The 16,153-nt window shown below is 39.2% G+C and carries 18 protein-coding genes; 4 read left to right on the forward strand and 14 right to left on the reverse strand.

The window, feature by feature from the left end:
- Positions 1-10: 10 nt before the first annotated feature.
- From ytpR to MHB58_RS14500, 5 genes are all read right to left on the reverse strand, one after another.
- A complete protein-coding gene (gene ytpR / locus MHB58_RS14480) occupies positions 11-625 on the reverse strand; it encodes a YtpR family tRNA-binding protein (protein WP_339262766.1) in 615 nt (204 codons plus the stop codon).
- Positions 622-1,437: a DUF1444 domain-containing protein gene (locus tag MHB58_RS14485; protein WP_008408213.1), complete on the reverse strand. Its 816-nt coding sequence runs from the start codon at positions 1,435-1,437 to the stop codon at positions 622-624. Before MHB58_RS14485 ends, ytpR begins: the two co-directional genes overlap by 4 nt.
- Before the next feature lie 119 nt (positions 1,438-1,556).
- Entirely contained in the window at positions 1,557-2,075 is a 519-nt protein-coding gene (locus MHB58_RS14490) for a hypothetical protein (protein ID WP_008408212.1), read from the reverse strand.
- 71 nt (positions 2,076-2,146) lie between these two features.
- Positions 2,147-2,761, reverse strand: a complete 615-nt coding sequence (locus tag MHB58_RS14495) for a DUF84 family protein (RefSeq protein WP_339262769.1) — start codon at positions 2,759-2,761, stop codon at positions 2,147-2,149.
- A 79-nt stretch (positions 2,762-2,840) separates the two neighbouring features.
- Positions 2,841-3,917, reverse strand: a complete 1,077-nt coding sequence (locus tag MHB58_RS14500) for a M42 family metallopeptidase (RefSeq protein ID WP_340735463.1) — start codon at positions 3,915-3,917, stop codon at positions 2,841-2,843.
- A gap of 146 nt (positions 3,918-4,063) precedes the next feature.
- On the opposite strand from MHB58_RS14500, the gene MHB58_RS14505 reads away from it, so the two are divergent.
- Positions 4,064-4,378, forward strand: a complete 315-nt coding sequence (locus MHB58_RS14505) for a hypothetical protein (protein ID WP_008408209.1) — start codon at positions 4,064-4,066, stop codon at positions 4,376-4,378.
- Positions 4,379-4,535: 157 nt separating this feature from the next.
- On the opposite strand, the gene MHB58_RS14510 is transcribed toward MHB58_RS14505, so the two are convergent.
- The 7 genes from MHB58_RS14510 to pepV all read right to left on the reverse strand — a co-directional run bounded on the left by MHB58_RS14510 (position 4,536) and on the right by pepV (position 10,596).
- A complete protein-coding gene (locus MHB58_RS14510) occupies positions 4,536-5,396 on the reverse strand; it encodes a YtnP family quorum-quenching lactonase (protein WP_008408207.1) in 861 nt (286 codons plus the stop codon).
- A gap of 24 nt (positions 5,397-5,420) precedes the next feature.
- Positions 5,421-6,068: a tRNA (guanosine(46)-N7)-methyltransferase TrmB gene (gene trmB / locus MHB58_RS14515; protein WP_339262774.1), complete on the reverse strand. Its 648-nt coding sequence runs from the start codon at positions 6,066-6,068 to the stop codon at positions 5,421-5,423.
- A gap of 65 nt (positions 6,069-6,133) precedes the next feature.
- The gene (locus MHB58_RS14520; protein ID WP_339262776.1) at positions 6,134-6,511 is read right to left on the reverse strand and encodes a diacylglycerol/lipid kinase family protein; all 378 of its coding nucleotides are present in this window, start codon (positions 6,509-6,511) and stop codon (positions 6,134-6,136) included.
- Positions 6,501-7,037, reverse strand: coding sequence for a diacylglycerol/lipid kinase family protein (locus MHB58_RS14525; RefSeq protein ID WP_339262778.1), 537 nt, complete (start codon positions 7,035-7,037; stop codon positions 6,501-6,503). Before MHB58_RS14525 ends, MHB58_RS14520 begins: the two co-directional genes overlap by 11 nt.
- Before the next feature lie 3 nt (positions 7,038-7,040).
- Complete coding sequence (locus tag MHB58_RS14530) at positions 7,041-8,033, reverse strand: nuclease-related domain-containing protein (protein ID WP_339262779.1); 993 nt, start codon at positions 8,031-8,033, stop codon at positions 7,041-7,043.
- A 297-nt stretch (positions 8,034-8,330) separates the two neighbouring features.
- Positions 8,331-9,182: a D-amino-acid transaminase gene (dat, locus tag MHB58_RS14535; RefSeq protein ID WP_065215482.1), complete on the reverse strand. Its 852-nt coding sequence runs from the start codon at positions 9,180-9,182 to the stop codon at positions 8,331-8,333.
- 19 nt (positions 9,183-9,201) lie between these two features.
- Entirely contained in the window at positions 9,202-10,596 is a 1,395-nt protein-coding gene (pepV, locus tag MHB58_RS14540) for a dipeptidase PepV (RefSeq protein WP_065215481.1), read from the reverse strand.
- A gap of 325 nt (positions 10,597-10,921) precedes the next feature.
- Between pepV and MHB58_RS14545 the strand changes: the two genes are divergently transcribed.
- The gene (locus MHB58_RS14545; protein ID WP_008408196.1) at positions 10,922-11,143 is read left to right on the forward strand and encodes a DeoR family transcriptional regulator; all 222 of its coding nucleotides are present in this window, start codon (positions 10,922-10,924) and stop codon (positions 11,141-11,143) included.
- 190 nt (positions 11,144-11,333) lie between these two features.
- On the opposite strand, the gene MHB58_RS14550 is transcribed toward MHB58_RS14545, so the two are convergent.
- A complete protein-coding gene (locus tag MHB58_RS14550; protein ID WP_008408194.1) occupies positions 11,334-12,044 on the reverse strand; it encodes a pseudouridine synthase in 711 nt (236 codons plus the stop codon).
- Positions 12,045-12,093: 49 nt separating this feature from the next.
- Positions 12,094-13,710, reverse strand: a complete 1,617-nt coding sequence (locus tag MHB58_RS14555) for a putative polysaccharide biosynthesis protein (protein WP_339262782.1) — start codon at positions 13,708-13,710, stop codon at positions 12,094-12,096.
- Positions 13,711-13,975: 265 nt separating this feature from the next.
- On the opposite strand from MHB58_RS14555, the gene MHB58_RS14560 reads away from it, so the two are divergent.
- Both MHB58_RS14560 and MHB58_RS14565 read left to right on the forward strand, forming a co-directional pair.
- The gene (locus MHB58_RS14560; RefSeq protein ID WP_193433811.1) at positions 13,976-15,229 is read left to right on the forward strand and encodes a BaiN/RdsA family NAD(P)/FAD-dependent oxidoreductase; all 1,254 of its coding nucleotides are present in this window, start codon (positions 13,976-13,978) and stop codon (positions 15,227-15,229) included.
- A gap of 89 nt (positions 15,230-15,318) precedes the next feature.
- Entirely contained in the window at positions 15,319-16,137 is an 819-nt protein-coding gene (locus MHB58_RS14565; protein ID WP_014823075.1) for a hypothetical protein, read from the forward strand.
- The last annotated feature ends 16 nt before the right edge of the window (positions 16,138-16,153 follow it).

The raw sequence follows: 16,153 nt of genomic DNA on the forward strand, positions 1-16,153 counted from the left end.
TTCGTACTAATTAACGAGTTGAAACCTCAAATGGGCTTCCTACTTCTGCAGAATCATCCAGTACTAAAATACCTTTTACTTCCGGTGCGCCTGGAATTGCCAGTTCACGTGCAGAGCAAAGCATCCCGAATGAATCTTCACCACGTAAGTTTCCTTCTTTGATCAACAAACCAGAAGGCATCACAGCACCAACTTTTGCGACAACTACTTTTTGGCCTGCATCTACATTCGGTGCGCCACATACGATTTGTAATGTTTCATCCCCAACGTTCACTTTACAAACACTTAGTTTATCTGCATTTGGATGCTTTTCTTTTGATTCAACATAGCCGACTACAAATTTTGGAGAAAAATCTACTTCTAAAGAAATTTCTGCGCCATTTGCTTGTAAAGCCGCTTCTAATTTATCTACAAGTTCCGGTGTTACTTCTACATTCCCTGCAACATCCAGTTCTACGTATTTGCTTGCATTAAAAAGGTTGAATGCTTTCACTTCACCAGTTGTTTCTTCTTTTAGGATGGCTACATCGCCAGCGAGATCCATCGCTGTTTTTACGATTGGCTCCATTGCTAATTGAACTAGTAGGACATCTCCTACATGTGCTTTGTTGTAAGCTACTTTCATTTTTCTTCTTGCTCCTTTTTTACTTTGTTTTTCGCTAAAATAAATATCGGTTCTAAATGACCGTTTTCATATACAAATGACAAGCTCGTAATTGGAACCGCGCCAACTGTAAAGAAATGCATCGTCATCTGCGCTAATACATCATACCCTACTTCATTCCGAATATCACCAATAATTAATACATCCTGGTGTGGGACAGATACCGTCATTTCGCCTTCAATTTGGCTTTCCATTTCCTTTAAAAAGCTTTCATTTAGTATTCGGCTTGCATCATAACCGTCATTCTGATTTAAAAAGTAATAAATATTGCCTGAAACTTCATCCCGTTTTACAGAAGTCGGCAATTTTTTCACAGAAAAACGGGCTGCTTCGCGTATATGCTCTTCTGTTACGTTTAATTTCGGCAACATTGATTCATCAATTAAACGATAAGTTGTGCCTAGATCGAGTGCATAATAAATACGTGTTTCCGCCGTATGGTCTGTCATGACAAATGCATGTCCATCATTTGACTTTTTAGGGAAGGACGTTGAGCGGATGATCGGATAAACAGAAGCAAGTCCGCCAAAGCCCTTTTCTTCTTCCCGTTGCATCGCTAAAAACGTTTGCTCAATTGTATAAATCACTTCATCAATTGCCTGCTGTTTTTTCGTTTCGTACTTCGTTAAAATTTCGGGTAAAGAGATATCCATCCCTCGTCCGATTTTTTTATGTTCAAGACGTAATTTGTCATGCTTTTCATCGAATGTGAATGTAAAGTTTGCCTCACCTAATTTAGTCTTCAGTTCAGCTACTAACTGTTTCGATTCCATTCAACCACTCCTTTATCTAATCAAAAACGGCTCACAAATGTGAACCGTTCCGTTTACTTCTTCTATTGTAACAAAAAAGCCATGTGATTACTTTACTCAATGCTTGTACAATGCTTCAACTAATCAATCACTTTCACTGTTTTTACAATTTCCATCATTTCCTGGATTTTATCGTCAATCTTCTTATCCACGGAAATAGTCGACAGCTTTACGCCGCCTAAATTAACAATCAGCTCATACTTTTCTTCAGGAAATTTTGTGACAGCAGAAAATCCGAATTGGCCAGCCGCATCGAATGTTTTCTCTTCAACGATTTCATTTTTATTTTCCTGCTTTAATAGATCATACTGTAACTGACTGTCTTCCGGTTCGTTTTGATTGACGAATAGTATATAGGAATCTTTACCGTTCAGAATCGTATAATTCAATTCATCGATTCCTTTTTCAATACTATATCCATTTGGTAAGTATAACTCTATATGTCCAATCGTTTTGTTTGCTTTATTCGGTTCGCTGCTAAATATTGTTTCAGCATTTTCCATCCCTGCTTGTGCCTGTTCTTCGACTGTTTGACTACATGCTGATAATATAACAACAAGTGAAGTAAGCAAAAACGCATGTATCCATTTACGACTCATTGTTTTCCCTCTCTTTCAAACGTTCAATCGTATCATAAATATTTTTCAAGCCGTAATGCAACAAATGTGCTCTATATCTGGTCCTTTTGATCTTTATTCATTTTATACAGTATTTGGCCAACTAATAACTTAACAATGTGTTCAAACATTTCTTTTCGGTCAATCAGATTATTTGAAAAAATACCCACTGCCCCTTGATGATGACGAATATTTTCGCTATTTGTATAGACGTCCATCACTGGTCCAAGTTCCTTTCCCATACGAAGCTCCTGTGCAATTTCTTCAGGTAAGGCAAATTGTGCTCCTGAGCTGGCTATGACTGTGCCATCCTTTAAAACAGCCGCCCCCCAATTACAGCAATACATTGTTCCTTCAATTTCATCGACGCCGCCTTCAAGTCCAAATGTTATATCAGCATTTGTCAGCATCATCGTATGACGTGCACGATTGATTGCACCCTGTCTTGTTTCTTCATTTGAGAATGGCTGAATCGACACATCAGAAGGTACATCCATATTTTCTATTGCCGCTTCCGGGAAATACTGTTTAACAATTGCTTCAACGGCACCTAATTTTGCTTTATTTTTCGATCCGACTGCTACTTTCATTATTTCATCTCCAAGCTGTTCATTTTTTAAACGGTCTATACCTATAAAAACTGGTTTACCGATTTTTATGTAAGTCACGTTAACCTATTGTCCGCAACTAAAAAACAAGAATGCGATAAGTTCGCATCCTTGTATTATAATATAATATTGACTTTTTTTATACGTTTGCGCGAATAGATTCGATTGTAGAACGGTCTGCACTTTGGATTAATTTCACTAGCAGTTCTTTCGCCGCTGCATAGTCATCTACATGAATAATCGAAGCAGAAGTGTGAATATATCGTGAGCAAACCCCGATTACTGCCGATGGAATTCCGTCATTTTGTGTGTGCACACGTCCTGCATCTGTACCACCTTGAGAAACGAAATATTGGTATGAAATATTGTTTGATTCTGCTGTATCCAGCACGAATTCACGCATACCTCGGTGTGTAACCATTGAACGGTCCAGGATTCGGAGTAATGTCCCTTTACCTAGTTGACCGAATTCATTTTTATCACCCGATGTATCGTTCGCCGGGGAAGCATCCAATGCAAAAAACAGATCAGGCTTGATCATATTCGATGAAACCGCTGCTCCACGTAAACCGACCTCTTCCATAACATTTGCTCCGGAATAAATATGGCTCTTCACTTCCTGACCATGAATCTCTTTTAAAAGTTCAATTGCTAATCCACAGCCGTAACGGTTATCCCAGGCTTTCGCCATAATTTTTTTCGGGTTGGCCATCGGTGTGAAAGGACATACCGGAATAATGGATTGACCTGGTCGTACACCTAAATTCTTGGCATCTTCTTTTGAATCCGCTCCGATATCGATCAGCATATTTTTTATATCCATCGGTTTCGAACGTTCCGCATCAGTCAGTAAGTGTGGCGGAATTGATGCAATAACACCCGGAATTTCACGATCTTTCGTATAAACTGTAACGCGTTGTGCCAGCATTACCTGGTTCCACCAGCCGCCAAGTGTTTGGAAACGGATCATGCCGTTTTCAGCAATGGAAGTAACCATAAACGCGACTTCATCCATATGGCCAGCGACTAAAATTTTTGGCGCTTGTTCTTCTTTAGCTTTACGCACGCCGAATACGCCGCCTAAATTATCCTGAATAACTTCATCAGAATATTTCGCTAATTCCGAGCGCATAAAATTTCGGACTGCACGTTCATTCCCTGGTGCACCAGGCAATTCTGTTAATGTTTTAAAAAGAGCAAGTGTATCTTGATTCATTCTGCAACACCTCTAAATGTAGATTTACCTTCATTATACCACAAATTGCAAGTAATATTTCGACTTTCGAACCTTCTATTATTTTTACTCTATTTTCAGAATATGATAAAGTATAGGTAGTCACTATTTTGAGGAGGTATTTTGAAATGAATTTAAAAGACTTTACAATAGGGGTTGTAACAGGGATAGCAGCAGCTGTCATTGTTAAAGAAATGAGCAATCGTGTCGCACCATTTGCGAATCCAGATCATATTTTAGCCAACATTAAAGATGAATTTAAAAAGCATGCACCAATTGATGGTTCTTGGATTTACATGAAAACTGAAAACTTCAGTAATGGCTTTACAGAAACACCGGTCTATCGTGGAGGTATTTCTCGTACAATTAACGGCGAGCTTGAGAACTACGAGTTCGCAGCAGATGCCCGTTCCGGTGCCATTGTAGATATTAAACAAATATAATGTTAAGGATGCGATGACGTGATTTTGTCATCGCATTTTTTCTGCTTTACATCAAAGTATTTTCTTTACCTTTAATCATTGTGAACACAAGTATGCTAAAAGTACACAATCGATAAGAAAAGCACCTGCATCGTAAACTATGCAGGTGCTTTCGTTTTTACTTAATCAATGCCGGTTTCGAACGTTCGAGGCTGTCTTTTACTTCTTTGCCTGTTGTATCCCATTGAATCATGCGGTAATACGCATCATGATAGAAAATAAAGCGGTAGCCATTTTCAAGTGCTTCTTTCATCAACTTTTCTTTCGCAAATACGCTTGTCATCGGGTAATCATCATACGCCAATACCCAAAGCGGATTTTGGTGGGCATGTGTCGGCATAATATCCGCCATATGTAGCGCTACTTCCCCATTTTGCTCCAGGCGAACAATCGCATGACCTTCACTATGACCACCCGTATGGATCATTTTTAAGCCTGGAGCTACTTCCAGCTCCCCTTCATATGTTGAAACTAAATGCTGTACAGGCTCCCAGTTTTCTTTCCAATACGTATTTTTCGAACGAATATTCGGATTGCGCATCTCATCCCATTCAATTTGTGTCGTGTGAATAACTGCATTCGGGAAAACTGGAACAAGCTTGTCCCCTTCCCACTTCGTTAAACCGCCAGCATGATCAAAGTGAAGATGTGTCATTAAAATTGCATCAATATCACTTGGCTTTAATCCAGCTTCAGCTAAGCTTTTTTCAATTGTTGATTCTTCGGAAACGCCGAAATTGCGAAGCTGCTTTTCATTTAATTTACCGGCACCTACACCCGAATCGATTAAATAATTTTTCCCCTCGTATTGAATTAAGATTGGTTCACATGCTAATTCAATCTGGTTCAGTTCATTTACCGGATATTTACGAGACCACAGTGCTTTTGGCACTACCCCAAACATAGCCCCGCCATCCAGTGCTGTAACACCCCCATGTAACCATGTCAGTGTCATGTTGTGAAATTCAAATCGATCCATTTCTCCATCCCCCTAAATCGTTAATTATTTCGTCTTGTATTGGCATTCTAGTCGATATATTGGCTGACCGAGCTTCGAGAATTTCTCCTCGTATTCTGTCATAATATTATCTTCCGGCATATTGGCATGTAAGTCCAGCGATACATAGTTTAATGCCATACCATACTCGTTCATACTTACGAGTGAATATTCAAAAAGACCACGGTTATCCGTTTTAAAATGGATTTCACCGTTATCAACTAAAATGTTCTCATAAATTTCCAGGAATCCTTCGTGTGTTAGGCGACGTTTTGCATGGCGCACTTTTGGCCATGGATCCGAGAAGTTCAGATATACACGGTCCACATCCCCTTTTCCGAAAAACTCTTCCAGCTTCGCACCATCAACTTTTAATAAACGTAAATTAGATGGTTTGTTCGCTGCTTCAATTTTTTCAAGGGCACAAACGATCACACTATCAAATAATTCAATACCGATATAGTTAATCTCCGGATTTTGCAGTGCCATCCCTAAAACGAATTGCCCTTTACCCGTACCAACTTCGATATGAATCGGGTTGTCGTTGCCGAATGCTTCAGTCCACTTGCCTTTATAATCTTCCGGGTTTGGAATAATTACATCAGGATGTTGTTGAATATATTCCGCTGCCCATGGTTTATGCTTTAATCTCACTTACTTATCCTCTTTTCTATTGTGTAGCTGCATCATATTATAACGGAAAATAGCATCTTTTGCTTTTATTTTGCTAAATTCCATGCTTTTTTCTGAACGGTTATTTGAATTTTGTTTTGACCGGTTACTAGTTTTTGTGTTTCACCGTCTGCATGTGCCATGACTGGTTCATCAAAAAGCAACTTTGCTTCCATTGCTGCAAACTGCTCGACTTCCTTCAACAAAGTATGCTTTCCTAAAAATACAGTCCCAAAAAGGAATAATAATTTCCATTTCGACAAATTGGAGACGACTGTCAATTCGAACTGGCCATCGGATGTAATAGAATTAGGAGACAACTTCATCCCCCCGCCAAAATAAGGCTGGTTGCTGGCCGTTACAAACCATACATTTTGATATTGCTTAATTTTCCCTTCACAGGAAATGGTGAGCTTAAACGGCATGAATGACGTAATAAGGATAGCTCAGCTTTCCCAGTTTCCATTTATTAAGCGACCTTTTCAGCGAGGACCTGTTAGCGATACCCGCGACTAATGCATCAAATCCAACACCAAAATTATTAATGAAGTATTTAGTTGTTCCGCCTTGTCTCACTACTCCACAATCATGAGAGGAGCTATTTACTGTATTTATAAATTGCTCGACCTGTTTGCTCGTTTTGAATGCTTGATATCCCCTGGCAAAATCATTACCCGATCCTGCTGAAACTGCCCCTAAATAAACATTTTTTAAATGTATTGCGCCATTCAGCACTTCGTGAATCGTCCCATCCCCGCCAATAGCAATAAGACAGACCGGGTTTTCCTTTGTCGCTCGTCCGGCAAGTTCATTGGCCAGCAGCAGTGTATGTCCTTCGTATTTTGTCAAATGGCTTTGATACGGGATTGCCAACTGTTGTTCAAACTGACGCCAACGCTTAATCCCCTGCCCGTTTCCTGCATAAGGATTAATTATAAAATGTACTTCCATTCATCAATCTTCCTTATTTTCCGTATTCCAAATATCCCGATGAAAAGATGTTGTTTGAACTGTATTTAAAATTGCTTGTGCACCTCGTATTTGCATATGCTTCATCGGTGAAACAGAATGCTTTAATTGTGCCATCCATTCCGGAAATTTCCGTTTATCCACAAATGATATACCATACATTGTTCCAGGATAATCAATATAGCCGTTTCGTGTTAACAACACTTTACGGATCGGCAGTTCAATATTGTTCTGATGAAAAATCTGTTCGACAACTTTTTCCATCCGGTTTAACTGAATTAAAGGGCTTAACACTTTTTTTTCATTTTTCCCGTCCTTCTTTAACCAGAAGCGTTCGCTATTTGCGATATAGACCGCCTGACTTTCCTGTTCCAAAACCGTAATGCACAGACATTCTGTCGGTGTCATAATAATAATATCCAACTCAATCGGCGCTTTTTTCACTCGTAAAATCGGATAATAGAATACTAAGTAATTGTCCGGTAATGTTTGAAGCATGGAACGCAATAATGTATCGCGCATAAATTTTGGATCTACATAAGATTTTTCACGTAATGTCGAACTCGCCCATTTCATTTGGAAATGAAAAAACTGATCGATGAACATTTTTTTTAGTTCTTCCAATGTTTTTGGCGTGTAGACTAGATTCGGTTCAAAATTTAGCGTTGTATCCTCTTCTTGATGCGAATCTCCCTCTGTTGCCCACTCATTGGAAATGGTCACTTTTTCGATATCTTCTTGTTCTTCTTCCGGTACATCTTTTTTAAAAGGGAAAAGTTTTTGGAAAAGCGACTTTTTCTTCTCTTCCTTCACCTCTTCCTCTATATGTTCCCAACGCTCGATTGTTTCTCCAGTCTGCCATTGATACTTTATCCGCTCCCACTGATTTTGTTTTAAGCGAATAAACTGCGTCGGATAGCGTGCCAAGTCAATTTCATATCGTGAAATATAATCTTGAAGTTTTATTAACTGAGCCATTTTATCTACTCCCTAAGTTCATTCCTATTTTTTATTACATTACATTTTACAGGTTATCTGCCCAAAAAAATAGCGCCTTGCCGATTAGCAAGGCGCTATTTTATTAAATTGTGTAATTATAATTCTTTCCCAAACCATCGGAGTTGATTTCCATTCCGGGTCGGACGCTTTCCGCGGGCACGGCCTGAGCCTGTAGTCTCAGGCTCGCGCTATTCCCGCTGGAGTCGCCTCCCTTCCATTCCAATCAACTTGTTAAAAATTAAATTTTAGCTTTCTAAAATAATACATCGTACCAGATTAAGCTTTAATCCCTTTTGGAATTTTTGTTTCGAATTGTGCTTGTAATTTACGTGTCCATTCACCCGGTGTGCCGTTGCCGATCACAGTACCGTCAATTTCAATAACTGGTGTTACTTCTGATGTCGTTGAAGAAACGATTACTTCTTCCATTGCAAGCAGCTGTTCTTTCGTCATTGCCTGTTCGTTAACAGTAAGTCCGATTTCCGCTGCACATTTAATAATTACTTGACGTGTAATCCCGTTTAAAATCAGGTTATTGGCCGGGTGTGTGTACAGCACACCATCTTTAATACCGTAAATGTTTGAAGATGAACCTTCTGTAACAATCTCTTCACGGTGTAAAATCGCTTCATAGCAGCCTTTTTCATATGCTTCTTGTTTTGCAAGAACCGCGCCAAGCAAGTTTAATGATTTAATATCACAACGCAGCCAGCGAATATCTTCCACAAATGTTGCCTTTACACCCTTTTCAAAGTTTTCCAATGGGCGTGGATTTTCTTTTGCATTCCCTGTTATTACCGGTTTCACATCATCACCAGGGAAAATGTGGTTACGAGGGCCGGCACCACGAGTAATTTGGAAGTAAACATGACCTGTGTCAATGTTGTTCGCCTCAACCAGTTGATGCAGTAATTGGTGTAATTTATCTTTCGTATAAGGAATCGTAATACGGATTTTTTCAGCACTGTCATAAAAACGGTCAATATGTTCAGTTGCTGTGAAAAGTTCCCCGTTATATACTTTCACGACTTCATACACACCGTCACCGAATTGGTAACCGCGGTCTTCCTTGTCTACCAGCACTTCTTCATTTTTTACAATTTGATCATTCCATAAACTAAAGCTCATCTCAAATACCACCTTTTAATTAGTTAGTTGCTAAATTTACAATTGCTTCTGCATAAATGGCAGTCGCTTTTATCAAGTTTTCAATATCAACAAATTCATCTGCCTGATGGGCAACATCCTGTTCACCAGGGAACAGCATGCCGAATGCGACCCCTTTTTTCATGACGCGCGCATATGTCCCTCCGCCTGTTGAAAGAGGCTTCGAGAAATCATTGCTGTATTTGCGATAAACTTGGAGCAATGTTTGTATCAATTCATCTTCCTCGCTTACATAATGCGGGATTGAATTGCTCACTACATCTAACGTAAAAGCTTCATGCTGTAATAATGCCTGTACTTTCGTTATTTTTTCTTCAAACGGATATGTCACGGAATAGCGCATACTTACTTCAATTGACGAACCGCGCTCATCAAAAGTTACGATTCCCGGATTTAATGTTGTCGGTCCTGACATCGCATCTTCAAATTGGAAGTCCAATGCTGTGCCGTAATGATCGTTGTCAAAAACACGGACAATAAAATCGACAAACGACTTACTCTGATTTGTCGTCACAACATTTTGTAAAAACTTCGCTAAATAAACCGCTGCATTTCGTCCTTTTTCCGGTTCCATTGCATGGGCTGATTTACCTTTCAAAACAATTATAATCCCATTATCGTTTTTAGTGAAAGTACCTTCAACGTCATTTTCTTTTAAATATTTCAGAAAATTCTCATTTGTGCTCTTTTCGGCATATTTTAAAGTAGCAGTTGCTTCATCCGGCACCATATTTGTTCGGTTACCTGCATAGAATGACAGTAATTGCTCATCGCTTGATCGTTTTTCTTTACTTGAAAACGTTAAATGGGCAATACCTTTTTCAGCGTTGATTAGCGGAAAGTCTGCATCAGGTGCAAAACCAATTGTCGGCATTTCTTCTTTTTCGAAGTAGCGCGTCACGCATTGGAAACCGCTTTCTTCATCTGTACCAATTATCATTCGTACTCGTTTTTTCAAAGGGATTTTCGCATCGTGAATCAGTTTCATCGCCAGCCAAGCCGCCATTGTTGGACCTTTGTCATCAATCGCACCACGACCAAATAATTTTCCATCTGCCACTTGCCCTTCAAACGGAGGATACGTCCAACTAGCGACATCTCCGGCAGGTACAACATCGACATGGCAAAGCACACCGACAAGTTCTTCACCTTGGCCCATTTCAATATGGCCGGCCATATGATCCACGTTTTTTGTAGTCATCCCTTGCTCCACACCTTTTTGAAGCATAAATTCCAATGCTGCTTTCGGACCAGCACCGAAAGGCATTATATCAGAAAAATTATTTTCATCTTTTACACTTTCTATTTGAATCAATTGCTGCAATTCTTTTATAAGCTCTTCTTTTCTTTCCTGAGCCAGTTGTAACCAATCCATCACTACACCTCATTTTTATAATATTGTTATTGTACTCCTTCTTGTTAAAATTACAATAATCATTTGACTTTAATCGGCATCCTCTATTTCTAGGAATATTAAATATATGAATTTTCTGTAAAAATAGTGTTTTTCGTCTCTCATTTCTGGAAATCTGTTTGGTTTTCCGCTATAATGTATGTGTCAGAACATCAATTCTGACCAAACTTTCAGAAAAGGGGATGTCTAAGGCAAACTACTAAAGCCTAAGTGCACTCCGCACATATTTTGTCGTCCGCTAGTCTTATGCCATGAGAATTTAAGATCGAAGGAGTGGTTTTTAGAAATGAAGCCAACTACTGATAGAATGCTTAATCGTATTAAAGACGTGTATATGTTTATCCTCAATAAAGGAGAAGTGACTACACAGGATTTAGTCGAAGAGTTTAACATCACTCCTCGCACCATTCAAAGAGATTTGAATGTGTTAGCCTTCAATGACTTGGTAATGAGTCCAAGTCGGGGTAAATGGACAACGACGAAGAAAAAAGTAAAAATGACATCTTAGAATTTTGAAAGCGGCTGATTCTTATTTTGTGAGAAAGGACTAATTGTCCCAACATAACGTAAGGTGTCGATCAGTTACACATGAAATATTATGAACATTGCTGAGTCAGCAAGCGTTCACTTAGTTCTTGACACAAGAACTAAAAGAAGCGAATGCCTTTTCGTCGGGGCATTCGCTTTTCCTTTGTTTATTATTTTGTCGCTAACAGCTCAAGTTCCTGTTCTGTCAGCTCGCGGTATTCACCTAATGCCAACTCTTCATCAAGCTTCAATGTTCCCATTGACAGACGCTTTAAATACGTAACCTTCTTGCCTACCGCCTCAAACATGCGCTTCACTTGATGGAATTTCCCTTCTTGGATCATCAGCTCAATTTCCGATTGCTCGCCGGACACTAATATTTTTAATTCTCCAGGCTTTGTATGATAACCATCTTCCAATGTTACACCTTGTGCGAAGGCTTCGATATCGGCTTCCGTTACTACTCCGTCAATTTTGGCGTAATACCATTTCGGAACATGCTTTTTAGGAGAAAGCAGATTATGTGCTAAATTGCCGTCATTTGTAATGAGCAGCAGCCCTTCCGTATCTTTATCTAAACGTCCGACAGGGAATGGCTCAAAGTGCTGATACTCTGGATCCAGTAAATCAATGACCGTTTGATCGTAGCGGTCTTCTGTTGCTGAAATGACACCCGGTGGTTTATTCATCATTAAATAAATAAACTCTACATATTCCACACGCTCGCCAAATACCGAAACATTTTGTTTTTCAGGATTGACATGCATTGCTGAGTCTTTCACTGTAACACCGTCCACTGTTACAGCTTTTTGCTTTAATAATAGTTTCACTTCTTTTCGCGAGCCGTAGCCCATATTAGCCAGTAATTTGTCTAAACGCATATAGTCCTCCATGAAAAAAGGGGACGCCTTCGTTACGACGTCCTCATTTTTATTTTACTAATCTTAATTTACGTGCAATTTTTGTAAACTTTTCACCTAATAATAATTGGGCTAACCCTAGTCGATAAGAAATCGCGCCATAAATAATGGCACCAACCCCTGCACAAATGATTGAATATAGAAGCGCTAATACTTTCGTAGAAGCCGGAGCAATCGCTGTTAAAACAATATGTGTGATCCATACTGCTAACGCCATGACAATTGTCAAAATAACAATTAACAAAATACGGCGTAAAACTACTGTCGCATTGTAATTTGTCACTTTTTTAATAACAAAAATATTGATTGCGATTGTCGCTCCATAGCCAAGTGCTGTCGCTAAAATCGCACCATCAACCGACATAATATGAATAAGCGGTGTATTTAGTATCGTCTTCGTAAGCAAGCCGACAAGTAAACTGAAGATAACCCATTTTTGGTAATTGACCCCTTGTAACATGGCGGCTGTTACTGTAAATAATGCAAAGAAAATCGCAATTGGTGCATAGTGGCTTAATACTTGTGTGCCCATTTCGCTGTAGGAATAGAAGAAGTGATATAAATCCTCCGCTAAAATTGAAATTCCGATCGCTGCCGGTACGGTAATAAACAGCAGCACCTGATAGGTTTTATCCATCGAACTATGTACTTGCCGTAAATTGCCTTCCGTATAAAATTTCGTGACCGTTGGAATGATGGCCATCGAAAATCCTGTCGCCAAAACGACTGGAATCATGACAATTTTTTGTGTCAACAAGTTAAGCATTGTAAAGTATGCATCGCTAATTTCTCCTGATATCCCACTGGCAATCATCGCACGGTTAAATGTCAGCAGATCGACAAGCTGGAATAATGAGCCTCCCAACCCAACGAAAACAACAGGAATCGAATATTTAAATATCTCTTTATACATATCCGAATAAGGAAGTCTCTGTTCTTTCGGCGCGACAACCTGAACTGCTTTAATCTCGGGGCGCAGCTTTTTCCAGAAATAAAACAATGTCAAAAGTCCGCCAAGCGCTCCAATAAATGCGGCAAATACCGAGAAATTAATTGCAGTAATCTCATCACCGTCCATAACTTTGACAACGATGAATGCCCCGCCTAATAAAAAGACGATACGCACTATTTGCTCGACCAGCTGAGAAACAGATGTCGGCAAATAATGTCCGTATCCTTGCAAGTAACCACGGACTAAACTCATAAACGGCACAACAATCAGTGCATAACTTACCCACTTGATGACACTCGCAACTTGCTCCACAGTAAATGTCTGTTCTTCACTATCAATCACAATATTTGCTAGCGGTGTTGCAAGCAGATTCATTAAAATAAACGCTACAATTCCTGTAAGCGTCATCAGTAATGCACCTGTTTTTACTAATCTGCGACCGGCATCAAAATCCCCGAGCGCATTATATTTCGATACGAATTTTGATACTGCAATCGGCAGTCCCGCAATGGCAATACTTAACATAATATTATAGGGGATGTAGGCGTAATTATATAAAGCAATATTATCTTCACCTACAATGGCGTAAAACGGGAAAATATAAACTAACCCTAAAAGCTTTGATAGAAACAATCCAATTGTTAATATGGCTGTTCCTTTCATTAATGAAGACATGAAATAACCTACCGTTCTATATGAAATTCTCTTTTAGTATAACAATTCACTTACAATACGATTTCGTAAGGCAAGTTATTTATTTACATTATTTAACTTCCTTCTTGTGACGGTGTTCTCATTAAAAAGTTCCCGTACAATTCCTTTTACAAGTTTACATGTGAAAGTCCATTTACTCAAATAGTTTCTTCACTTCGTGTATAATAAGTAAGAGAAAAATCCGTTGAACGAAAAAATTATTGCAAAAGAAAGTGAGAAATTATCTATGTATGATGTAATTGTAATAGGAGGCGGTCCATCAGGATTGATGGCAGCAATTGCCGCAGCCGAGCAAAACAAAAAAGTGCTCCTGCTTGAAAAAGGCTCAAAACTAGGAAAGAAACTGGCCATTTCTGGCGGTGGACGATGTAATGTAACAAATCGACTATCAGCGGAAGAAATCATTAAACATATTCCCGGCAATGGGCGCTTTTTATATAGCCCCTTTACCGTTTATAATAATGAAGATATTATTGCATTTTTTGAAGGGCTTGGCGTGGCATTAAAAGAAGAGGATCACGGGCGTATGTTCCCAGTATCCAACCGCGCACAAGATGTTGTTGATGCACTTGTCAATGAAATGAAGCGATTAAAAGTAGAAGTCCGTTTGCACACGGCAGTTAATAAATTGTTGATGGACGATCAAAAAATATATGGTGTACGTTTGGAAAGCGGCGAAGAAATCCGTACAAATGCTGTTGTTGTCGCAGTCGGTGGTAAAGCTGTTCCTCAAACCGGCTCTACTGGTGATGGTTATCCATGGGCAGAACGGGCTGGCCACACGGTTACTACACTTTACCCGACAGAAGTTCCCGTTACATCAAAGGAACCCTTTATCCAATCACGTGAGCTACAAGGGTTGGCATTACGTGATGCCGCTGTTTCCGTTTTAAACAAAAAAGGAAAAGTTCTTGTAACACATCAGATGGATATGCTGTTTACACACTTTGGCTTAAGCGGTCCTGCCATTTTACGCTGCAGTCAGTTTATTGTAAAAGAGCAGTTGAAAACAGGGAGCGCGCCAGTACAAGTTCGTATTCAATCATTACCGCAGTACAACGAAGAAACATGCTTCCAAATGTTAAATAAAACAATCAAGGAAGAACCGAAAAAAGCGGTAAAAAACTTATGGAAATCACTCGTTCCAGAACGCTGGCTATTATTTTTAATGGAGCGTGCAGGTATTGACGCACAGTTAACAGGCATAGAATTATCTCAGGAGAAGATTCGCAATTTTGCACGCGAACTTGTCGCGTTTACGATGGACGTTCACGGTACCCAACCAATTGAAAAGGCATTTGTTACAGGAGGCGGGGTTTCGGTAAAAGAAATTGAACCAAAAACAATGGCCTCCAAGAAAAAACAGGGACTTTATTTCTGTGGTGAGATTTTAGATATTCACGGTTATACGGGGGGTTACAATATTACTTCTGCTCTCGTTACAGGACGAATTGCCGGTATGAGTGCGGGGCAACAGTAACGTTTCTGTTTTTAATCGTAAAAATACTAGAACTGCTCATCATTCCCTAGTATCATAAGAGGTATGTACACTCAGGAGGATACAGCACGATGAATAATAATTCTCAAAAAAACCAAACTATGCTTTATTTAGCATCTGATGAGCTCATGCAAACTCATTTAACCTGCACAAAAATAAGCAATCGTAATAAAGATGAATTTACCTTTTCCATTCGTGTTTTTTGCTATGTTGAAAAAAATAACTCCTATGCGAAAAGTGTTCCATTATATTTGATACTTGGCTTAAATAAACAAGGTGTTGGCATGTCTTTGGCTGTCGATTTGGTCAATATACCAAATGTTTGCCCGATGCAATTAAAAAAGATTATTGAGCATTTGCAAAAAAGTCCGGCACTATTGCTAATTGTATGTCAGCAGCTTGATAAAATTGCTTCTTCCTCATCAATTGAAGAGGCGGTGCAAGCAAAACTGGCAAAGCATTTCTTCATTGAAAATGCGCCGAAAGGGATTACAAGCTTTACGACCAACCGTCAGGCAAACGAACTGTACTGGCTCATGCAAAAAAACCAAATGATTTCTGATATGGATTCATTTAAATTAGATGGTGAAGGCGGGCATATTGCATTTACCGTCCAAATTGGCTTTAAACATGATTTTATTATGCAATGCTATGAAGTAGATTGCATGATGCATATGTTCAATGAAGACGAAAAGCTCGGCTATTATTTTGAGCTTTATTTGGATCAGGAAAATTACCATCATCAGCTACTATATGAAACGTTGCCGGATCAGTTCATGGACAACAAAACATTTTTAAATCAGGTTTTGGAAGAAATGAAAAAACGCAACGAAGAACAATATGACGATTACTTGCAAGATTTAATCGAAAAATTTACAGCGAGCATCTAGAAAAGAGTCAATCCTC

Source organism: Solibacillus sp. FSL K6-1554 (assembly GCF_038005185.1).
Lineage (GTDB): Bacteria > Bacillota > Bacilli > Bacillales_A > Planococcaceae > Solibacillus > Solibacillus silvestris.